We start from the raw sequence: 21,423 nt of genomic DNA, 5'->3' as shown, positions 1-21,423 counted from the left end.
GGCGTTGCCTCAGGTATCCACCGCCGTATCCGCCCAGTTGGACACCGCCCACCGAGGATTACTGGCGACATGTTTGACCGTATCGCGCGCCACAGTGATGAAACCCCACTCGGCGACGTTGATCAGCGGCAGATCGGCCGCGACCTGTTTCTGGAAGTCCTTGTAAAGCGCCGTGCGCGCGGCGGCATCCACTGTTATCGCCGCCTTGTCGATCAATTCGTCCAGCGTCTTGTTCTCGTAGCCGCCCTGATTAGAGAAGCCGACGCCGGCCGGAATGCCGGAACGGACGAGAATCGTGGTCGATATTGCGGGATCACCGCGGAACACCGGCGGCGCGATGGCGAGATCGAAGGCGTGGTCGGTGTAAACGGCCTTCTGGTGCGCCGCGGCGTCATTGTTCACCAGTTCTGCATCAATCCCGATTTCCTGAAGCGCCTGCCGCAGATAAGAACCGAACTGGCGGGTCTCATTGAAGTAGGGCGCGGGCAGAAGCTTCAGCGAAAAACGTGTTCCATTCGCACCACGCGGATAACCCGCCTCATCCAGGAGAGCGTTGGCCTTGGCGACGTCGAAATCATAGGTCTCAACGTCATTCGTGTAAAATTCCGGCGCATTCTTCGGTACGGGGCCGGTCGATGCAGTGGCGTAACCGAGAAAGACCTTGTCGATGACGAATTTCCTGTCGATGGCGTGCGCGATCGCCTTTCTGACCTTGAGATCCGCCAGTTCCTTGCGGCGATGGTTGATTTCCACCACCAGCTGATAGGTCAGTGCCTCATAGCCATCCGCAATAACCTTTATGCCGGGCTCCTTGGCGATGCGGGCAAGATCGGCGAGCGGCACGGCTGAAAAGGCGGCCAGCTGGATTTCTTCAGCTTCCAGCGCAGAGGCCGCGCCGGCCCGGTCGGGAAGGACGCGATAGATAATTTCCTCGAGCTGCGGCTGACCCTTGCCCCAATAGTTCGGGTTCCTCGTCAGGCGGTAATATTCGCCGGGTTTATATTCGGAAAAGACAAAAGGCCCGGTGCCCACCGGTTTGGTATTGGCCGGATTTGTGGCGATGTCGGTACCCTCATAGAGGTGTTTCGGCACGACGCTGGTAACCACCGGCAGCGCATTGCGGATGAGCTGGAACGGCGTGGGTTTGGAAAAGCGGAAAATTGCCGTGTGGTCATCAGGCGTTTCCACCGTCTGGAGATTGGCAAAGACCAGCCGCCCGAGATTTTGCAGCGGTTTCCAGACGGAAAGCGCCGAAAACGCAACGTCCGCCGAGGTGAATGGCTTGCCGTCATGCCATGTCACACCCTCGCGCAGCTTGAAGGTGGCGCTGAGCCCGTCATCGGCTCCCTGCCATTCCGTCGCAAGTCGCGGCTCCAGCCCGTCGGTGCCGTTAAAGGAGGCCTCGGCCAGGGGCTCGACGATCTTGCTGGCGATGTAAAACACGCCGTTGGAGGCAACGATGGCCGGATTGAGGTTTTTCGGTTCCGAATCGGCCGCGACGATCAGTCGCCCGCCGGATTTCTCCTGTGCGACGGTAATTCCCGCCAATCCTGTGGTTGCGGCCAGCGCGAGCGAGGTCTTGAGAAGCGAGCGGCGGGAAAGCTGGACAGGCGACATGAATTTCACTCCGGAATGAGGGCGAGGCGGGCTTTTCCGCTTGGCCCGCGGCGTGCCGATCTTAAGGCTGCAACCTCGGCAGTGTCCACGTTAATTCGCGCCCTTTACAGCAATGATTTTACGTTGCGGAGAGCTTTGCGGAAACAATATGCCCCGTCTCGGAAAATTCGGTTCTCCAGTCCGCCATCAGCGGCGAATTCACGGCGGAAAACTCGACATAACCGAATGAAACCAATCGTTTGATATGTGTTTTGCGAGGCAGCGGATGGCGCTGCGAACTTGTGGAGCGGTTGAAAATCCGTCGGTACGACCCCGTTTGGAAAGGGGTAATTAACCTTTATTTTTTATTTCAAGGAGACCGAAATATGTACGTTTATGATGAGTGTGCACGCTGCCATGAGCTTCTCCCGATCCAGATTTCAGAATTCGTCCAATAGCGTAGGGGAGGGGAGCGAAAATGCCCGTCATGCCGGTGTCCAGACGCCTGCGGGGCAGCGGACGATCGTGACGGCTGCAGGTGCAGCGCCGCGGCAGAATGCTGACGTGATCGCAGCCGATGCCATCGAAGGCCGCGCCGAGATGCCCGGCTGGCAGAATGCCTTCGTGCTTGGCCCGAATGTCCGCTTTACCCGCACGCCGGAGAGCGTCTTTAACCGGCGTATGCCGGTGGAGACGCCGAATATCCCGGACGAGGAGGCGCCCGCTGCCTCCGTACCGGCTGCCGCAGAGCCCGAGACGGCTGCTCGCCAGGATGCGCCGGCACCCCAGCCCGCCGAGAAGCCGGCCGAGCAACGCATGGCGCCGCCGCGCATGCCGTTTCTGCCGCAGCCGCCCGACGCCCGCGGTGCTCGCGCCTTGACTTACAAATTGCGGCTGGAGCTTGCCCGTAAACAGGCGGAAGAGGCAGCCGCAGCCGTGCGGGATCCATCTTCATCGACGTCTGCCGCGCCCGATGCGGAACCCGCAGCGCCGCAGACGTTTGAGCCGCAACCTGCCGCGCAGCCGGAAGCTGAGACGCAGGCTTCCATTCCCGCCTTTGCCGCCCATCTGCCGGATGAGCTGTTCTGGGAAGTGATGACGCTTGATCTGCCCGGCGATGCGGCTGAAGCTCTTACCGCCCAGGTGCGGAGCGCATTTTCCGTTTCGGCGCCCGCAGCTCCGGCGCCTGTAAACACCGTTCTGACAGCGCCTTCATCCGCAGTGGCTGTCGCTCCCGTCTCGCCCGCAGCCGCCCCGGTTGTCCTTTCGGCCGAGCCACCTGTCGTCACCGTACCCGGCGGCTCCGCCATCCGGCTCTATCGGGAAATTGGCGTACGGCAGACATTCATTCCAGCCGCCGGCGTGGCTCCCGAACAGGAGTTCGCGTCGCAGCTGATAGCGGAAGCTGCCATGGTTGTCGCGCCGCAGCAGCTTGCAGAGCAGGTTCAGCCGGCGGAAAGGATCGTTGCCGAGCCGCGTTTTACGCCGCGAGCGCCTATCCAGTCTTCTCAGCCCATGTTCCGTGAAGCACCTGTCTTCGCCGATGGGGAATATGAGTATCCTTCGATTGACCTCCTGCAGGAAGCCCGCGTCCAGCAGACCACGACCATGACACCGGAAGCCCTGGAACAGAGCGCCGGTCTACTCGAAAGCGTGCTGGAGGATTTCGGCATCAAGGGTGAGATCATCGATGTCCGTCCTGGTCCTGTCGTCACGCTCTATGAATTCGAGCCCGCCCCTGGCGTCAAGTCCTCGCGTGTCATCGGTCTCTCTGACGATATCGCGCGCTCCATGTCGGCGCTCTCGGCTCGCGTTGCGGTCGTGCCCGGCCGCAATGTCATCGGCATCGAGCTGCCGAACCCGGTGCGCGAGACGGTTTACCTGCGCGAACTGATCGAGGCGCAGGATTACGCCGAGACACGCCAGAAGCTTGCCCTTTGCCTCGGCAAGACCATCGGCGGCGAACCGGTTATCGCCGAACTTGCGAAGATGCCGCACCTTCTGGTCGCCGGTACCACCGGTTCGGGCAAGTCCGTCGCCATCAACACCATGATTCTGTCGCTGCTCTACCGCCTGAAGCCGGAAGAATGCCGCCTGATCATGGTCGACCCGAAGATGCTCGAGCTCTCGGTCTATGACGGTATTCCGCATCTCCTGACGCCTGTCGTCACCGATCCGAAAAAGGCGGTGATGGCGTTGAAGTGGGCGGTGCGTGAAATGGAAGACCGCTACCGCAAGATGTCGCGTCTCGGCGTGCGCAATATTGATGGCTACAATGCAAGGGCCGCTGCTGCCCGTGCCAAGGGCGAGACGGTGTTCTGCAATGTGCAGACAGGCTTCGATCGCGCCACTGGCGAAGCGGTCTATGAGCAGGAGGAAATGGACCTGACGGCGATGCCCTATATCGTTGTCATCGTCGATGAAATGGCCGACCTGATGATGGTCGCCGGCAAGGAGATCGAAGGTGCGATCCAGCGTCTGGCGCAGATGGCGCGCGCCGCCGGCATCCATCTCATCATGGCAACCCAGCGTCCCTCGGTCGATGTCATCACGGGCACTATCAAGGCCAATTTCCCCACCCGCATCTCATTCCAGGTCACCTCGAAGATCGACAGCCGCACGATCCTTGGTGAGCAGGGGGCGGAGCATCTGCTCGGCCAGGGCGACATGCTGCACATGATGGGCGGTGGCCGCATCGCCCGTGTTCACGGCCCCTTCGTGTCCGACGAGGAAGTTGAAAAGGTCGTGGCGCATCTGAAGACGCAGGGTCGTCCGGAATATCTGGGCACGGTCACGGAAGATGCCGAGGAAGCGGAAGAAGAGGCGGAAGAGGATACGGCTGTCTTCGACAAGACCTCGATGGGCGACGACGACAGCGATGACCTCTATGAAAAGGCCGTCAAAATCGTGATGCGCGACAAGAAGTGCTCGACCTCCTATATCCAGCGCCGCCTTTCGGTGGGCTATAACCGCGCCGCCTCGCTGGTGGAGCGAATGGAGCAGGAAGGCATCGTCGGACCTGCCAACCATGTCGGCAAGCGCGCCATCATCGCCGGCGAGCGCGACCCTTACGATGCGATGGGCTCCGACGACTGATCATCGCGTCACCAAATGAACGAAGGGAGATGTTGCAAACAACATCTCCCTTTTTCTTTCTGTGGCGTTCGGCGCTAATGTCTGCGAAGCCTATTTCATTCCCGTTCCGGCGATGCCTGTTGTGATGTAGCGCTGCAGGAACAGGAACACGACCGTGACGGGTGCCAGGCTGAGGAAGGTCATGGCGAGGATATAGTGCCATTGCACCGAGAACTCGCCCTGAAAGGCGTTCAGCCCCACCTGCAGCGTGAAATTCTCACGGCTGCTGAGAACGATTAGCGGCCAGAGGAAGTCGTTCCAGCGCCACAAAACCGAGAATATGGCGAGAACCGCGAGCGCCGGGGCCGTCAGCGGCAGGATGATGCGCCAGAAGATGCGGAATTCGCTGGCGGCATCGACGCGCGCCGCCTCGATCAGCTCATCGGGGATGGTCAGCATATATTGCCGGAGCAGAAAGACGCCTGTCGGCGTTGCGACGGTGGGAATGATGACACCCCAGAGATTATCGACGAGACCGACACCGACGATGACGAGATAGGCCGGCACCATGACGACGGTGAGCGGGATCATCAGGGTGGAGATGATCAGCACGAAGATCGCCTTTTCGCCACGGAAACGGTATTTGGAGAGCGCAAAGGCTGCCATGGCGTTGACGATCAGCGTCAGGACCGTTGCGACGACGGTGACGAAGACCGAGTTCTTGAGGAAGGTCAGGAAGCTGAACTGTGTCAGGGGATCGGTGAAGTTCTCCGTCGCGATGGTCAGCTTCTGAACTGGCGTTATTTCCCGTGTGTCGACACTGATTGGCGGGCCCGGATTGGCTGGGTCCACCATCTGAGCTTTGAGGCCGATGCGGCGGACCATGGCCATCTCACGCTCTGCGCCGTCGATGGTGGCCTTCCACAGGCTGAGCGGCCTGTCGTAGCCCTGAACCTCCACTTGCACGGCAGCGCGCGGCAGGAGGCTTGGCGGAAACCGCGTGATTTCAGCCTCCGGTTTCAGCGACGACATGGCGGCCCAGACAACCGGGATGAGGACAGCGAGTGTGCCGCCGATGAGCCAGACCCAGGAGAGGATATCGGTGAGGCCGATCCGGCCGGGACGGCGGGTGCGCGTGAGGAAAGAGACGGCATTGGACATGGTCAGGACTCCATCTTTTTGCCAAGGCGCAGCTGCACGAGCGTCAGTGCGAGAAGCACAAGGCCCATCAGCACCGACGCGGCGGAAGCAAGGCCAAACAGCCTGAGATCGCTGCCGAAGGCCATTTGATAGATATATTGCACCACGAATGTATTGGCCGTGCCTGGCCCGCCGCCATTCGTCAAAACCCAGGCTTCATCAAATATCTGCACCGAGCGGATCATCAACAGTATGAGCACGACGAGCAGGTTGGGGCCGAGAAGTGGCAGGGTGATGCGCAAAAGCGTGCGCCGGGGCGAGGCGGCATCGATGGCGGCGGCTTCGTAGAGATCCTTCGGGATGGCCTGAAGGCCGGCGAGCAGGATCAGCGTATAAAAGCCCATGTGGAACCAGACCGAAACGACCACCACGAAAAAGCGCGACCAGCCGACATCAAGCAGGAAGATTTCCGGCGGCACGCCCAGCATCTGGAAGAAGGCGTTGAGCAGGCCGTTGCGGTCCAGAAACCATTTCCAGATGAGGCCGATGACGACGGGCGACAGCAGGACGGGATAAAAGAACATGGCGCGGAAGAAACCGCGCGCGGCTATCGCCCTGTTGAGGATGAGGGCGGTTATGAGCGCGACCAGCAACGTGGCGATGACATTGAAACCGACAAACCACAGCGTGTTCCAGATTGCCGTCCAGAACAGCGATTCCCGGCAGCTTCCCGGGTCCATATAGCTCTGGCAATCCAGCAGCTTGCCGAAATTCTCCAAACCGACAAAGGGGCGGTCGGTGATCAAAAGTTCGGTGCCGCCGGTGAAGGCATAACCGACGGCAATCGCAATCGGCAGGAAGGTGAAGATGCCAAAAAGAACGAGGTTCGGCATCAGGAAGATATAGGGCATGCGCCTTTTGCCGATCAGCCGCTCGATGAAGTTGAGCGGCACCTCGGCAATCGCCATAACGGCGTCAAGCGCGCGGTCGGACAGTCTCGCAAGGGTCGGATTGGCCATGCTACCCTCTCCCTTCGCCCGTTAGGCGCGGCAGCGCCAGTTCGGTGGCGGGATCAAAGACATGAACCTTCTCCCGTGCTGGCATGACCTTCAGCACCGCGCCGGAGGCTGGCGCGAAATGGCCGGCCTGATGCACGATGATCTGGTCCTTCTCACCCTTGATATTGCCGTAGAGATAGGTCTCGGTGCCGAGGCTTTCGTGGTATTGCACCTCGAAGGGCAGGCCGGCATCCGCGATGGTGAAATGCGAGGGTCGGATGCCCGCCAGAACCGCCTGTCCGGGGCTGACGGTTGCCGGATCGACGAGGCAGGGGAGCGACACGCCATAGCCGGCATCGATGGAAATGGTGCCGTCGTCGCGCTTGATGATGGTGCCCTTCAGCATGTTCATGCGCGGCGAACCGAGGAAACCGGCAACGAAGAGGTTGCGCGGATTATCGAAAAGCTCAAGCGGGCTGCCCACCTGTTCGATGCGCCCGGCGCGCAGCACCACGATCTTGTCGGCCATGGTCATGGCTTCCACCTGATCGTGGGTGACATAGATCATCGTTGTCTTGATATCGCGGTGCAGCCGGGTGATTTCTGCGCGCGTCTGCACGCGCAGTGCCGCATCGAGGTTCGACAGCGGCTCGTCGAACAGGAAGATGTCAGGTTCGCGCACGATGGCGCGGCCGATGGCGACGCGCTGGCGCTGGCCGCCGGAAAGCTGTTTCGGCTTGCGGTCGAGATAGGGCTCGATGGCAAGCATCCGCGCCGCCTCGTTGATGCGGTTTTCGATTTCCGACCGCTTGAAGCGCAGGTTTTCCAGGCCGAAGGCGAGGTTCTTGCGCACGCTCATATGCGGATAAAGCGCGTAGGACTGGAAGACCATGGCGATCTTGCGTTCTGCCGGCGACAGTGCGCTGACATCGCGATTTCCGATGGCGATGCTGCCTGATGTGACGTCCTCAAGACCGGCGATGATGCGCAGCAGCGTCGATTTTCCGCAGCCCGACGGGCCGACGAAAACGACGAATTCGCCGTTTTCGATCTGGAGATCGATATCATGCAGGACGTGAACGGCGCCGAACGCCTTGTTGAGGTTTTCGAGTTTCAGACTTCCCATCACCTGCTCCCTTCAACCGAGCTCGCCGTCGCGACGATCTCCTGGCTGTTCCAACCCTCGGGCAAGGGCATTGCTCTTTTGATGGCGACATCATCAGCCGAAAAACCGTGAGCGCCCTTAAGGTAGATCGCGGGCATGCCGCCTGGATAATCCTCCATACCGACGATCCGGCCCTCAGCATCCTGCGTCCAGGCATTGGCGCGGCCGGCCGCATCGGCGCTTGGCGCTATATCGGCATTGGTGGGACGCAGGTCATATTGCAGGCCGGTGCCGAGCTTGCCGGGCTCCTGCGCCAGCGTGATGCGCGCAAGCCTGACATTGTGAATGCCGGCTGCCGAGGTGGAGACGAGGTTGATCGCTCCCTCCATCGAACCGCTCAAATCTTCGATAACAAGATTGTCCACCCTGCCTGCCTGCCGTTCGGGGCGGCGGTCAACGACAGTGACTGTCACTGCTTCGCCAGAACCCCAGAAACCACCCGGCGTTTCATGGCACTCGGCCTCGATGCGTGAAAAGCGGATGTTGCGCATGGCGCCGCCATCACGGGAGAAAAGACCCATGCCGCGATTTGACTGCACCACCTTGCAGTCTTCGAACACCACATTAGTGAAATCGCCGAAGGATTCGGTGCCGAGCTTCAGCGCGCAGCTCATGCTGGAAACGGTGCAGCGGCGAACCGCGATATTGGCGCACACGCCCACTGCCTTGCCATCCGGCCCGGCACTGGTCTTGAGACAGATGCCGTCATCCGCAGTCGAGATGAAGCAATCCTCGATCAACGCGCGGCGGCAGGCATCCAGCACGATGCCATCCGTATTGGGCAGGCGGCGGTCGTTTTCGATGCGCAGATTGCGGAAATGAAGGTCCTCGCAATTGACCATATGCAGCGTCCACATGGGGGAGCCACTGACGTGCAGGTTTTCGAGGCGCACATTACGGCAGGCTTCCAGCACCATCACGCGCGGGCGCTTTTTCGCCGGGATATAGGTTCCCATGGCCGTGTCATCGCCAATGATGAAGTTTTCACCGCCGGCCTCGATACGGCCCGGGCCCGTGACGGCGATGTCGTGCGCGCCCTTGGCGATAATCATGCCGCGATCGGAGTCTTCGGCAATCACCGAAACCCGGGTCAGTGCATAAGCGTCGTAATCGGAAACGGGGGCGAGTACCGCGTCTGCTGCAAGGTGCAGTTCCACGCCGCTTTTGAGCTGGAGACCGGCGCTGACATGTCGTCCGGCCGAAAGAGATACGCGCCCGCCACCTGCTGATGATACGGCGTCGATAGCCTGCTGGACGGTCGCCGTGGCATCGAGGCCACTGGCCGCAACTGTGATGTCCTGACTGATGTTCATGATGCTCACGATGTCTTTGGCCTTTTCAGAAAAACGTCGATCAGAAGCAGCATCGTCAGTGCCTGCCCGTAGGGCGTGGGCAGGTTGGGGATGCGGCGGTAAAAATCGAGATCGTGGCCCATTGGCGTGCCGTCGGAGACGCCGTGAACGACGCCTTCCTCATCGATATTGCCGAGCACCGCCTTCAGCGCGCGTTCCGCATGCGGACGGTTCTCTTCATCGAGAATGCCGGCCTCGATGCCGCGCAGAATGCCATAGGCGATGCCGGCCGTCGCCGATGTCTCGACTGGTGAGGTCGGGTCATCGAGCAGCGTATGAAACATGCCGTCTTCACGCTGATATTTTCTCAGCGACCGCACCTGGCTTGAAAGCACATTGGCGAGGAAACGTTTGTCCTTCTGAGCAAGTGTCGGTACCAGTTCAAAGAGTTCGGGAATGGCGACGGTGATCCATGAATTGCCGCGTGCCCAAAACGCGTCCGCGAAATTGTGGCGACCGTTGAAGGTCCAGCCGTGATACCAGAGCCCGGTGACGGGGTCGGAGAGATAGCGCGCATGGATCATGAACTGGTAGACGGCCTCGTCGATCCAGTCCTGCCGTTTGCAGACAACGCCCGCGCGGGCGAGAAACAGACAGGCCATGAACAGCGTGTCGTCCCAGAGCTCCCCCTCATTCAGCCGTTCCTTGACGACATGCTGGAAGCCGCCATCTTCGGTTTTGGGCAATTCATGCACAAGCCAGTCGGCCCAGTCTTCCACCAGCGCGCGGAAATCCGGCCGGTCGACATGTTCTGTCAGGATGACGAGCGGCAGCATCGGCGCGGAACTGTTGATCTGGCGCGGCGGCAGGCCACGGTCGATCTGCCAGCCGTACCATGTCACGAGGTCATCCAGTGCCTTCTGGTCGTTGGCCGCGAGTGCCCGGCGCAGGAAACCATAAAGGCCAACACCCACTTCCCAATCCCATTCATCGAACTGGATCTTGCCATCGGAACTGCCGCTGACCAGACCTTCCTGAATGCCTTTGAGGCGGCTGAAGGCGGCGGCGACATTATCGATCGTTGTCCTGAGAGTGTCTTTTTCCATGCTTGGCTGGTTCATCTGTCAATTCCGCTTAGGAGTAGATGGGTTTTGCAGCGCTGCCCGATGCGGGGTCGGCGCTGTCGAAGGTGATTTTCGGTTGCGGCTGGTCATGGTCGAAGGCCATGGCCTGTCCGCCGATAGTGAAGGCGCCGTCCCAGCTGAGAGTGAATTCCGGCCCGCCGGGTGGCGTGACTGCGAGCAGCCGGCTATCGGCATCGAAGGTGACCCGTGTGGCGAGAATTTTCGCGCGGAAGCCGGCGAAGGCTTGCGCGTCGCCGCAGCCGATAACGCCGATCCAGCCGGCGCGGCGGCCGGGCGATCTAATCTCGCGGTTGGCGGTGGCACCAGAGGTGACGGGTTCAAGTCCGTTCGTCGCGTAAAGGGCCGCGAAGCCGCGGCCGGAACGGGTGATGAGCCAGTTGTCTTCCATCATGACCTCCTCCAGCCCGTCGCGGCCGAGATAGGCGTGGGTCCAGTCGTTGCGGTGATCTTCGGTATCGAAGATCAGCATCGCCAAATCGCGGTGCTGCGCTACGCGCGGCAGGATGCCGCTTCCCGCCCAATAGGAGGGACGCTGGCTGCCCCAGGGATCGTCCTCACCGGGATGATTGACCCACAGTCGCGCCATCGGGTGGCCGGCAAGCTTGATGTCCATGACGTGCTGCTGGTGACCCCTGCGGCCGGTCTTGTGATCGACAACGGTGGAAAGCTGGCCGGCCTCGTTCTTGAACAGCACGAGTTTGCCGGGCTCCAGCCCCTGCGCGTAGCGCGCCTCGACCATGCGGCCGTTTTCCAGCTGGGAGAGGGCGGCAAGATGCGCCGGCGGCAGGTAATCTCCGCAGCAGAACATTGGTAGCGAGGCGACGCCGTTGTTGAGCCAGCCTTTGCCAAAGGCGACCTCAGCAAAGGGCGCCAGTTCCGTCAGCGGCCCGGCGCGCAGTTCCTTGTCATAAGCCCGCCCTTGCGAACCGGAGGGGACACCGCCCAGTGTATGCAGCGCGATCATCTCGAAAATGAGATCGATCTGGTGGCGCGCGCGGGCGGCAAGCTCCGGCTCCGCCCAATGTTCGATGGCGAGAAGACCGATGAAATCGACGGGGTAATAGGCGGCCGAATTCCACTCGGCCAACCCATGCGCCTCGACGCTGTCGAACCAGCGCGCCAGCCGCTCAGCTGCCAGCGCGGCCTGCTGGCGCCCGCTACGGCCGGACGCGGTGAAGGTGGCGTCCGGCAGATAATCGCCGGCCAGCAACTGGCTGGTGTGGAAGCAAAGTACGTGGTTTTCACTCCAGAACCACATGACGTCATTGCCCGGCTCGTCCACCCAGTAACGATAACCAAGGATCGAAGCATCGATCCGTGCCCGCATATCTGCAGGCAACCGGGCCCCATGAGCACGCACCAGCCACAGCAGCGGGATCATGATGAAATCCGAGCAGTCTTCGCGCCTGTCGATGGAGTGCAGCGTTACATCGATGATGCCGCCGATCGTCTCGATGTCATCGCTGCCGGTGGCGACCATGGCAAGCGCGCGGCCGATGCGCCAGGCGCCGAAACGGGCGCTGAAGGAAAGCGCCGCCTTCTTCCGTTCATTGATGTCGTTAGAGGATGCTTCCGGCGCGATATCACGCATGAAGGCGGCGTCGATGACGCGGGTGACAGTGCCGGAACCCGATCCGAGGGTGATCCTGACGCCGTGATACCCGTCGGCAATGCCTATTGTTTCGGGGATCGTCAGTGAGGATTGCCCGGCTTTCAGCACCGTATCCACTTCCGCAAGCGCGGCGCGCTCATGGCCATGGCTTTTGACGGCGATGTGCACCGGCAGATCGCTTGCCGGCGCTGCGCCAAAGACGAGTTCGAGGGCGCTGCCAGAAAACACGTCGCGGGCAGGGTGCACGTCACGTACCAGCGCGGCCAGGCGCTTCGTCTCTTCCCGGTCGAGCGGCACCGGCAACACGACGGTGAGCGGCGCGGGATCAATAACCTCAAGTTCGAAGAACCAGATGATGTCTCGCTCCGCCAGATCCTCGCAGAGAAGCAGGACCTCGTTGTCACCGGCCGCCAGATCGAGCGCGATGTCACGGCTGCTTTCGACATTGCGGATAAAGGGTTCGAAACGGACCTGCTCGACGCCGCCTACCCAGATGCGCACGCCGCCACAGGTTCGCAGCCGGAACTGCGCTTTCCGTGCAGTCTCGCTGCGAAACGTGCCCTTCAGCCAGCGCTGCACGTGGGTCGGAACATGCCAGAAGCCGGTGAATTCGACGCGGCGATTGGAGCCGGGCAGGTTGAGGTGGGAGACTGGCCAGCTGGTATCGGGGGCTATGTGGCGGCCAACCATGGTCTGCTGGAAGGCCTTGCGGCAGGGAAGGTCGCCGACATCGACAAAACCGTTGATGAAACGGTAGTTGACCCGATCTTCCGCCGGTGCCGGCGTGCCCGGAAACGATGTTTCCACGAGATCGGAGACGATCCAGGCGGTTACCGTCTCCCCGTCCGTGACGGTGTATGTGGGCTCCGACGTGTTCGCCGTAAATGGTCCATCCGGCATAATGGATCGCCTCCCGTCGATCGGTAATGAAATTATTTTCACAAAACTGTTTTTGCCTCTCGGCGTCGATTTGTGCAATTTCGCCAGAACAAACAGCTTGACGTTTATTCTGTCAAGCCGCAAAACATCACAAATCGAAGTAAGCAGAGGAGCTTTTATTCGATTTATGAAAATGTTTTCATTGGGAGGATGAGCATGATGAAATTGTTTTCGGGTGTCAGCGCCCTAGTATTTGCCTCTGTGGCCGGTCTTTCGGCCGCGCAGGCCGAGACCCGCACGATCACATTTCTTTTTACCGATGACGATCAGGGTTATGTGCAGCGCATGGCAGCGCTCAGCAAGGAGTTCGAGACGGCCAATCCCGGCGTGAAGATCAATTTCGTATCGTCGGGTTATGATGCCGTTTCTAAGCAGCTGCCAGTGCAGCTGGCGGTGGGCGAGGGCCCCGATATTGCCAAGATCACCGACTGGCAGCTCGCGCCCTATTATCTCGACATGCGGCCTTACATGAGGGATGCGGACGCCTTCGCGAAACTGCATGGTGCAAGCCTCGACCAGCTTCGCCTGCCCAATGTCAACGATCCGAAGTCGATCAATGGCTACATGGCGTCGCAGACGCTGAACCTGCCCTTCGTCAACAAGACGCTGTTCGAGCAGGCCGGCGAACCCTTGCCCAGCCCGACCGCCAAATTCAGCGAGATCGTCGAGGCATCCGCCCGTGTCGCCAAGGCGACGGGCGTGCAGATCCCCTTCACCATGGACCGGTCAGGCCACCGTTTCTCTGGCGGCGCCTTCTCTTACGGCTCGACTTATGTGAAGGACGGCAAGTTTAGCTTCCCCGACGATGCGGCGAAAAAATACATCGCCGATCTCTTCTCATGGACGCAAAACGGCAGCTTCCCCAGGGAAATGTGGGGTGCGGCCGGGGGTTCGCAGTACAAAAATATGGGTGACGAGTTCGTCAACGGCAATGTCGTGACGTATCTCGCCGGAAACTGGATGGTCAATCCGTTCCAGAACAAGATCGGCGACACCTTCGAATGGACCGCGATCAATGCTCCCTGCGGCGATGCGGGATGCTACGCGATGCCTGGTGGCACCGCGATCGTTGGCTTCAAGCGCACCAAATACCCTGAAGATGTGGCCCATTTCATCGAGTTCCTCGGCTCCGAAAAGGTTCAGCGGGAAATCGCTGAAAACTACGTCATCCTGACGGGTGCAGAGATCGCCAATCCGCAATACAAGCTGAAGAGCGAAAACGCCAAGGCAGCGATGCAGGTCTTCCTCGACAACAAAAAGAACGTGCCGCAGGCCGCGCGTGATTTCGAACGCGCCAAGGGTGGCAGCGCTATGTATCAGCAGATCGTGCAGCGCATGAGCCAGCTCATCGTCGGCGAATTGACGCTCGATCAGACCTACAAGGTTCTGGAAGATGACATCGCCAAGATCAACGAGGCTGTCGCGGTCAAGAAATAAGAGCGCCGCCTCGAAATAAAAAGTCGATCTGCCCGGGGCGACGCGTCGGGCAAATCGCGCCTTCATCTGCCGGCCGCTCTTTCACATGCGATCTATCTTAATCAGCATGCCGAAAAAAAACTGCCATATGCCCGGCTTAAAGCTGACGGCGCGCCGAGGCTTTGCGCGCTCCCCTTTCGTCACGCGTCAAATCACAGGATTCATCATGCCCAAATTGAAGATGTCGTCCATTCCCTCCGTACGCTCGGCCCTGCTTGCCTCCGTTGCATTGCTGGTGCTCGTTTCGAGCGCCGAAGCATTTGATAGCAAGGTACCGGCAGGTCAGGGCTATGCCATCACCGTGCCGGAGCCGACTGCCGCTTATCCGTTGCCGCTTGCCGATAATTATCGCAATCAGACGGGCAAGAATGAGAAGGGCGAGGATGTTCGCGCCTATGACGACCGCGACAATCCCGTCATCAAAATCCTCTCCGGCTTCAACCGCGTCTGGACGCTTGGCGATAAAAAATGGGCCGCTGGTGGCGCCAACGGCGATGGTCCGACGGATTTTAGCCGTGCGAAGGCCGTTAATCCCGCGATCTGGCAGGAAAACATGCGCTATGTGCTGTCTGTGACCGGGGAAAACCGCACGACCGCCGCCGCTTTCAATGCCTACATGAATGATCGGCGCTCGCAGAGCTACAGCGCGATCAACGGCATGGGACCGCTTGCCGATTGGTATCGTGAGGGGTCGGGTGCGACCACCACGATCAACCATACACTTGCAGACTTCGATCCGAACGAGGTGATCACCCGCAAGGAGGAGGACAAGGGTACGGAAGCCGGAACGGCCGAATCCGAGTTAAAGAGCGTCGTGGCCTTGATGAAGGCGATCCGCGGACCGGAAGCCACGACATCGCCCGCGAAATACTTTTATTCCTCGCCGCGCCCGTGGCGGATGAACGATAAGGGTGAGGTCGTCGACAAGGGGACCGAGACCATCGGCGATCGTACCTTCGAAGGCTACGAATCCAGTGCCGGCATTGTTGTCCCGGCGCTGAAATATGCGCGCGAAAATCGCGGCCGTGGCAAGGATGGCGGCTTTCCAAGCGGCCACACCAATGCCGCCTATCTTGCCGCGATTGCCTATGCTTATGCCGTGCCGGAGCGTTTTTCCGAGTTGCTGACGGCGGCTTCGCAACTGGGCGAAAGCCGCATCGTCGCCGGCATGCATTCCCCCGTCGATGTGATCGGTGGCCGCATAACGGCAACTGCGATCGCCGCTGCCGTCTTGCAGGATCCAAAGAACGCAGAGGTCAAAAAGGCGGCGCATTACGACCTGCAGGCCTATTTCGTAAAACGCCTGCCGCAGGGCCAGTCTCTGATCCAGTTCGCCCATAGCGCGGGTCTGGAAAGCGACCCCTATGCCGATGCGGCGAAAAACCAGGCCGATTATCGCCGGCGCATGACCTATTCCTTCAGCCGCAACACGGCTGGGGGCCATGCACCCATGGTGGTGCCGAAGGGCGCCGAGGTTCTGCTCGAAACACGCCTGCCTTATCTTAATGCCGCACAACGTCGCGCCGTGCTGTTTTCCACCGGCATCGAGGCGGGTTATCCGCTGCTCGATGACAGCAACGGCTGGGGACGCATCAATCTGGTGGCCGCTGCCGGTGGTTATGGCGCATTTGACGGCGACGTCGAGGTGACGATGGACGCTGCGGTCGGTGGCTTCAATGCGCAAGACCGCTGGACGAATGATATTGCCGGGGCAGGGCGTCTCGTCAAATCCGGCAGTGGGGCGCTGACGCTCAGCGGCAACAACAGCTATGGCGGCGGCACCATTGTCAGGAACGGAACCTTGGTTGCGTCTTCCGCCGATGCGCTTGGAACCGGTGGCGTGCTGGTCACGGGCGGCACGCTCTCGCTTGCCGCAGGCAAGGATGTCGCCATCGGCGGTGATTATACGCAGTCCGGCGGCACGCTGGCGCTTGATCCGCAAAAGATTGCTCTGCGCGTCAAAGGCAATGTGGTGCTAGACGGCGCGACGCTGAAGCTCGCTTTCGAAGGCGGCGCGTCGGCCGCCGGCACGCGGCTCGACGTCATCTCCGCCAACGGCCTGACCGGGACATTCGCCACGATAGATGCGGGCAACGTGAAGGTGCGGCCGGTCTATACCGGTTCGGACCTGTCGGTGGTGGTCGAATAGGCCGATGCAAGAGGCCTGCCGGGCGCGGCTTAAGCCGCCGCGGCCGGGGCTTCGGCTCAAGAGTTCTGCCGTCGCATCAGCAGGAAGATGACCGGTGCGGCGAGCACCGAAACGATGGCGGCAATGATGAAGGAGGCTTGATAGCCGAATTTTTCGGCAATCGCGCCTGCGCCCAGCCCGCCAATCATGCCGACAACGCCATCCATGCACTGGAACAGGGTGAAATCGACCCCGGCCTGCCGGGGGTCGGACCAGCCCATGAAGCAGGCGTAAAGCGCGACGAAGCCGATGGACATGATGCCCGACGAGCTAGCCACCGCAACCGCCATGACGACCCATTGCGAAATATCGCGATGAACGCTGAAATAGGCGAAAAGGCACAACAGCGCAGTCTGCACGAAGATGGCGATGAGCAGGATTCGTGACGCCCCGTAGAGGCGTACCAGCGTTCCGCCGAGCAGCGCGCCGGCGAAACCGACGATCATGCTGCCCACGCCATTCAGTGCGCCGATGGTGGCGAGATCGAAACCGTAATCGACCAGGAACGGGCCGAGCATTGCCAGACCCCATTTCTGCGCCGCGACATAAACGGCCGCCACGAGAAGGCCGGTGCGGACTTCCCGTCGCTTGAGCGCGTTTTTGATCGATGGCAGGTGGTCCCGTGTTTGCGGGACCGTTCTTGCCGCCGGTCCGAGCAGGAAGGGGAGCGCGAGCAGGATGACCAGCCCGGCCATGACCAGCGTGGCGCTCGTCCAGCCGGCGCGGTCCACCAGCACCAGAAACAGGCCGGCGCCGATGGCGGAGCCGAGATAGGAGCCGCCTACCTGTGCGGCGTTGCCCCATCCATGATGCTCTTCCGCCAGCGTTTCGACCGCATAGCCGTCGCAGGCGATGTCGACTGTCGCCGTCACCAGCCCGATTACCGATAGGATGGCGATTGCGACGGAAACCGGCGACGGGCCGGTGAAAGCAAGAACAGCGAGGCCGCAGGCGCAGGCGGCGATGCCCGTGCCGACGATCACTCGCGACCGGTTCCTGCCAACGGGCGGCAGCCGGTAACGCTCCACATGCGGTGACCAGAGGAATTTCAGCGCCCAGGGCAGAACGACGAGATAAAGAAGGCCGATCTGGTCCAGCGGCAGTCCGGTGGTTCTGAGCACCGCCGGCAGGCCGAGAAAGGTCAGCCCGCCAATCACGCTCTGGCCGACATAAAGCCCGCCGACCGCCACGAAGACGGCGGCCGGCGACGGCTTGGTTGTGGCAGGGTTCTGCTGCAGCATCAGAAGCGATACCGGATGCTGCCCACGACCTTGCGGCCTTCGTCATAATAGCAGAAGCCTGTGGTGCAGACCTGTTTCACCTCGTCGAGAAGGTTGGTGGCGTTGATCTGCAATTTCACGCCTTCCAGCGAGGGCAGGGCCTTGCCGAGATCGTAGCGCAGCGAGGCGTCGACGAAGGTGCGGGCCTCATTGTCAAGAATGGGGGTGTGCTGGTTGTCGCCGAAGCTCGATCCGACGTAACGAACGCCCGCGCCGATGCCGAGGCCTTCGAGCGCACCGCTCTGGAACTCGTAATCGGCCCACAGCGAGAAGGTGTGATAGGGCGAGGAATTGAGCTGCTTGCCCACCGTTTCCGACGTCAGTTTGGTAATTTCAACGTCGTTATAGGAATAGGAGCCGATGAGGCTCCAGCCATTGTCGAGCGAGGCCGTGGCTTCGAGTTCCACGCCGCGCGAGCGCAGGTCGAGCTGGCGCAGCAGGTTGATGCCGGACGAGGTCTCATAGACCGTCGCATTGTCCTGATCGAGATTGAAGAAGGCGGCGCTCAGCAGGGCGTTATATTGCGGCAGGGCATATTTCACGCCGAGCTCATATTGCTTGCCGAGCGTCGGCTGCGCCTGTCCCGTTACCGTTCCCGTGGTGATGATGACGCCCGGATTGGCGACGAAGGAGGTGCCGTAGCTGATATAGGGCATCACGCCGCTGTCAAAGACATAACCGAGGCTGGCGCGGCCGGTCGTCTTGGTTTCATCGCCATCATAGATGGGAGCCGCTGCGTCTCCGACGGTCTGGGCCTGATATTCGGTGTCCAGCCAGTCGTGACGAATGCCGGCCGTCAGGCGCCAGCGGTCGATTTCGACCTGATCCTGCGCATAGATGCCGAGCGTGTTCATCCTCTGCTTCAGTATCAGCGACACATCAGGCACATAGGTGAAGGTGTCGGTGAAGGGGCTGGCGCCGCTGCCCTGTTTTGAGGTGTAGGACATGTGGCTGAAGTCGATACCGGTCAGCAGCGTATGTTTCGCCGGGCCTGTGTCGAATTCTGTCTTCAAGTAATTGTCGGCGGAGACGCCTTCATTGTCCTCGATGGTGATGCCGGGATAGTTGGCGAAGACCCATTGCTGGTCGGCCGAAAGGGCCGAATAACGCGCCTTGCTGTAGAAGGTGACGTTGTCGTTGATTTCATGCTCGAACTCATAGCCGATACGCCATTGTTTCTGCTCGAAATCATTAAAACGGGAATCGCCGCCATAAACCCGCGTCGCGCCGATCGACTTGCCGTCGCTGCCGTAATTGTTGATGTATCCCCAGGTGCCGCCGGTGGTGCTGTCCATATATTCGCCGAGCAACGTCAGCTTGGTGCCGGCATCCGGCTGGAAGGTGAAGGCCGGCGCGATGAACAGCCGGTCGTCCTTGATGGCGCTGATCTCGTTGCGGCCGTCGCGGGCCACCCCGGTCAGGCGGTAAAGCATGGTCTTGTCGTCATCGACGGCGCCGGAAAGATCGAAAGCGCCCTGCACGCGGCCGAAGGAGCCATATTGCAGCTCCACCTCGCGCAGCGTCTCTTCGGTTGGGCGTTTCGAGATGATATCGACAATGCCGCCGGAGCTGCTTGCACCATAGATGGAGGCGGCGGGACCGCGCAGGATGGAAACAGCTTCCACGCCATAGGGCTCGAGCCGGGCACTGCCGTTCTGGCTGCTGACCTGCCGCAGGCCGTCGCGGAAGATGCCGGTGGTGCTGAGATCGGTGCCGCGCACCTTGAAGGCGTCGAAACGCGGCTCCGCGCCATATTGGCCGATGCGCGCGCCGGGCGTGTAGTTCAGCGCTTCCGAGAGGTTCTGCGGCTTCAGGTCGTCAAGCTGCTTGCGGCTGACGGTGGTGATCGACTGGGCGGTTTCGGCAACCGGCGTATCGGTCTTGGTGGCGGTGCGGCCGGATTTGCCGACATAGCCATCGCTCTCGATGATGCCCCTGGCGCCTTCAAGGCCGGTGCCCTGCACGGTGATCGGCGCAAGCAGGGTGCTGCCGGCGGCAGCCGAACCGCCGCTTTCGGCGGTCTGGCTGGCGGGATCGAAAATGCGGACGGTATTGCCGCCGGCCAATGCATAGTTCAGTCCCGATCCGGCCAGAAGCCCGCTGACTGCCGCCGATACGCTGAGCGTGCCCTTGACGCCGACCGTGCTGCGACCCCTGGTGATCGCGGAGGGGTAGACCATGCGCAGATTGGCCTGGCGGCCGAAGCTGAGAATGGCGTTTTCCAGCGGCCCTGCGGGAATGGAGACGGTGACGGTGGCGGGTGCGCCGCTTGCGGCGGGCGGTGTCTGCGCGCTGGCGGTCGTGGCGCCCGGACCTGCCGAGACGATGCCCCCGATAATCGCCGTCGTCGTCAGCCAGAACCAGCCGCGTGCCTGCTTACCCAATTTCATGTCATTCCCTCTCACTCGTGATCTCATGCCCCCCGCTGAAACGGGTCCTGATTGCCTAGAGTGAAAAGGCGGACCGACTCCTGACGTCGGATCTGCGAAAAAAGTTACTTTATCGCGAGCGGACGAAAACCAGCATTCCGGAAAGCCGCGATACCGAAACGGGAAGGCTCTCTTCGAGAATGGTGAGGGCCTGATCTGTGTCCTTGAGATCGAAGATGCCGGAGACGTGCTGCCTCGCCGCCGCCTCATCGAGGATGACGATGCGGCCCCGGCGATATTGCGAGAGAATATCGAGAACCTCGCGTAGCGGCTGGCCGGAGAAGACGAGCTTGCCTTCGCGCCAGGCCATGCTTTTGGCGACATCCTTGCGGGCGCGCATCAGCCGGCCGTCGCCGCCAAGGGTCACGGCCTCTCCGGGCGTGAGTACGGCGATCTCGGCGCCTGTGGTCACCTCCACCCGGCCTTCCTCCACCTGCACCTCCTGCGGCAGCGCGCCATTGCCGGTGCGCACCGAATAATGGGTGCCGAGCGCTTTTGCCGTCAGCGCTCCATCCTCGACGATGAAGGGCCGCTCCGGGTTTTTGGCGACATCGAAATAGGCTTCGCCGCGAAGAAGGGTGATGCGCCGTTCCTTTTGCGAATAATGAACCGAAATCGCGGTATCGGTGTTCAGGCTGATGCGGCTGCCGTCTTCGAGCGAAAGCAGGCGTGTTTCGCCGATTTCGGTGTAAAAATCCGCCTGCCAGCGGTCCTTCAATCCGCTTTTCTCCGCAACCAGCGCTGCAAGCCCGATGAGGCAGAGACCGGCAACACCCGCCAGCATTGCCCGGCGAGGTCCGCGCCGTTTTCGCTGTGCAACCGGCGCAAGCTCTATATCGTCAAGCTCGCCCCAGAGGCTCTGCATGTCCTCATAGGCACTGGCATGGGCGGCATCGGCCCGCAGCCAGACATGAAACGCCTCGCGCTCCGCCTCCGTCGCATCTGCCGATTGCATGCGCGCCACCCAAAGCGCGGCCTCTTCGGCCAGACCGTCATCGGTCAAGCCTTTATCCTTCAGACCGTCCGGGCGCTTGTTCATGTCCTGATCTGCCGTTCGTTGCGTGCTGAGATGTTTCCCCTTTCCCTTA

At 61.0% G+C, this 21,423-nt stretch carries 13 protein-coding genes; 3 read left to right on the top strand and 10 right to left on the bottom strand.

Annotated elements, in window-relative coordinates:
• Window positions 1-9 precede the first annotated feature (9 nt).
• Entirely contained in the window at window positions 10-1,617 is a 1,608-nt protein-coding gene (locus tag BLU28_RS12105; RefSeq protein WP_034498136.1) for an ABC transporter substrate-binding protein, read from the bottom strand.
• Between the two features lie 375 nt (window positions 1,618-1,992).
• Between BLU28_RS12105 and BLU28_RS12100 the strand changes: the two genes are divergently transcribed.
• Window positions 1,993-4,692 (top strand): DNA translocase FtsK, encoded by a 2,700-nt coding sequence (locus BLU28_RS12100; protein WP_034498134.1) that lies wholly within the window; start codon window positions 1,993-1,995, stop codon window positions 4,690-4,692.
• 90 nt (window positions 4,693-4,782) lie between these two features.
• Here the strand turns inward: BLU28_RS12100 and BLU28_RS12095 are convergent, their stop codons facing one another.
• Genes BLU28_RS12095 through BLU28_RS12070 form a run of 6 tightly spaced genes read right to left on the bottom strand, consistent with a single transcriptional unit; the run spans window position 4,783 to window position 12,923 of the window.
• Window positions 4,783-5,832 carry a carbohydrate ABC transporter permease gene (locus tag BLU28_RS12095; protein ID WP_022563731.1) on the bottom strand — a complete coding sequence of 350 codons (1,050 nt, stop codon included), beginning with the start codon at window positions 5,830-5,832 and terminating at the stop codon, window positions 4,783-4,785.
• 2 nt (window positions 5,833-5,834) lie between these two features.
• Window positions 5,835-6,830, bottom strand: a complete 996-nt coding sequence (locus BLU28_RS12090; protein WP_034498130.1) for a carbohydrate ABC transporter permease — start codon at window positions 6,828-6,830, stop codon at window positions 5,835-5,837.
• Between the two features lies 1 nt (window position 6,831).
• A complete protein-coding gene (locus BLU28_RS12085; protein ID WP_022563733.1) occupies window positions 6,832-7,935 on the bottom strand; it encodes an ABC transporter ATP-binding protein in 1,104 nt (367 codons plus the stop codon).
• Complete coding sequence (pglB, locus tag BLU28_RS12080; RefSeq protein ID WP_048902986.1) at window positions 7,935-9,287, bottom strand: polygalacturonase PglB; 1,353 nt, start codon at window positions 9,285-9,287, stop codon at window positions 7,935-7,937. The genes BLU28_RS12085 and pglB overlap by 1 nt, the downstream gene beginning before the upstream one ends.
• A gap of 5 nt (window positions 9,288-9,292) precedes the next feature.
• Window positions 9,293-10,387, bottom strand: a complete 1,095-nt coding sequence (gene bglB, locus BLU28_RS12075) for a beta-galactosidase BglB (RefSeq protein WP_034498127.1) — start codon at window positions 10,385-10,387, stop codon at window positions 9,293-9,295.
• Window positions 10,388-10,400: 13 nt separating this feature from the next.
• Window positions 10,401-12,923 carry a hypothetical protein gene (locus BLU28_RS12070; protein WP_077986374.1) on the bottom strand — a complete coding sequence of 841 codons (2,523 nt, stop codon included), beginning with the start codon at window positions 12,921-12,923 and terminating at the stop codon, window positions 10,401-10,403.
• 195 nt (window positions 12,924-13,118) lie between these two features.
• On the opposite strand from BLU28_RS12070, the gene BLU28_RS12065 reads away from it, so the two are divergent.
• Both BLU28_RS12065 and BLU28_RS12060 read left to right on the top strand, forming a co-directional pair.
• On the top strand, window positions 13,119-14,399 hold the full coding sequence (locus BLU28_RS12065) for an ABC transporter substrate-binding protein (protein ID WP_077986474.1): 1,281 nt from the start codon (window positions 13,119-13,121) through the stop codon (window positions 14,397-14,399).
• 205 nt (window positions 14,400-14,604) lie between these two features.
• A complete protein-coding gene (locus BLU28_RS12060; RefSeq protein WP_077986473.1) occupies window positions 14,605-16,587 on the top strand; it encodes a phosphatase PAP2 family protein in 1,983 nt (660 codons plus the stop codon).
• Between the two features lie 56 nt (window positions 16,588-16,643).
• On the opposite strand, the gene BLU28_RS12055 is transcribed toward BLU28_RS12060, so the two are convergent.
• The 3 genes from BLU28_RS12055 to BLU28_RS12045 all read right to left on the bottom strand — a co-directional run bounded on the left by BLU28_RS12055 (window position 16,644) and on the right by BLU28_RS12045 (window position 21,374).
• Window positions 16,644-17,867 carry an MFS transporter gene (locus BLU28_RS12055; protein WP_077986373.1) on the bottom strand — a complete coding sequence of 408 codons (1,224 nt, stop codon included), beginning with the start codon at window positions 17,865-17,867 and terminating at the stop codon, window positions 16,644-16,646.
• Window positions 17,867-20,296, bottom strand: a complete 2,430-nt coding sequence (locus tag BLU28_RS12050; RefSeq protein ID WP_077986372.1) for a TonB-dependent siderophore receptor — start codon at window positions 20,294-20,296, stop codon at window positions 17,867-17,869. Before BLU28_RS12050 ends, BLU28_RS12055 begins: the two co-directional genes overlap by 1 nt.
• Window positions 20,297-20,405: 109 nt before the next feature.
• The gene (locus tag BLU28_RS12045; protein ID WP_077986371.1) at window positions 20,406-21,374 is read right to left on the bottom strand and encodes a FecR family protein; all 969 of its coding nucleotides are present in this window, start codon (window positions 21,372-21,374) and stop codon (window positions 20,406-20,408) included.
• Window positions 21,375-21,423: the final 49 nt, after the last annotated feature.

The sequence above is a fragment of the Agrobacterium pusense genome, assembly GCF_900102105.1.
Taxonomy (GTDB): domain Bacteria; phylum Pseudomonadota; class Alphaproteobacteria; order Rhizobiales; family Rhizobiaceae; genus Agrobacterium; species Agrobacterium pusense.
This window is presented reverse-complemented; position numbering and strand designations above follow the sequence as displayed.

What these genes read in the sequence shown, in the direction of transcription:
- BLU28_RS12100 (WP_034498134.1), top strand. Translation starts at nt 1,993, where the DNA reads ATGATGAGTGTGCACGCTGCCATGAGCTTCTCCCGATCCAGATTTCAG.
- BLU28_RS12060 (WP_077986473.1), top strand. Translation starts at nt 14,605, where the DNA reads ATGCCCAAATTGAAGATGTCGTCCATTCCCTCCGTACGCTCGGCCCTG.
- BLU28_RS12095 (WP_022563731.1), bottom strand. Translation starts at nt 5,832, where the DNA reads ATGTCCAATGCCGTCTCTTTCCTCACGCGCACCCGCCGTCCCGGCCGG.
- BLU28_RS12055 (WP_077986373.1), bottom strand. Translation starts at nt 17,867, where the DNA reads ATGCTGCAGCAGAACCCTGCCACAACCAAGCCGTCGCCGGCCGCCGTC.
- BLU28_RS12045 (WP_077986371.1), bottom strand. Translation starts at nt 21,374, where the DNA reads ATGAACAAGCGCCCGGACGGTCTGAAGGATAAAGGCTTGACCGATGAC.
- BLU28_RS12085 (WP_022563733.1), bottom strand. Translation starts at nt 7,935, where the DNA reads ATGGGAAGTCTGAAACTCGAAAACCTCAACAAGGCGTTCGGCGCCGTT.
- BLU28_RS12105 (WP_034498136.1), bottom strand. Translation starts at nt 1,617, where the DNA reads ATGTCGCCTGTCCAGCTTTCCCGCCGCTCGCTTCTCAAGACCTCGCTC.
- BLU28_RS12065 (WP_077986474.1), top strand. Translation starts at nt 13,119, where the DNA reads ATGATGAAATTGTTTTCGGGTGTCAGCGCCCTAGTATTTGCCTCTGTG.
- BLU28_RS12050 (WP_077986372.1), bottom strand. Translation starts at nt 20,296, where the DNA reads ATGAAATTGGGTAAGCAGGCACGCGGCTGGTTCTGGCTGACGACGACG.
- bglB (WP_034498127.1), bottom strand. Translation starts at nt 10,387, where the DNA reads ATGAACCAGCCAAGCATGGAAAAAGACACTCTCAGGACAACGATCGAT.
- pglB (WP_048902986.1), bottom strand. Translation starts at nt 9,287, where the DNA reads ATGAACATCAGTCAGGACATCACAGTTGCGGCCAGTGGCCTCGATGCC.
- BLU28_RS12070 (WP_077986374.1), bottom strand. Translation starts at nt 12,923, where the DNA reads ATGCCGGATGGACCATTTACGGCGAACACGTCGGAGCCCACATACACC.
- BLU28_RS12090 (WP_034498130.1), bottom strand. Translation starts at nt 6,830, where the DNA reads ATGGCCAATCCGACCCTTGCGAGACTGTCCGACCGCGCGCTTGACGCC.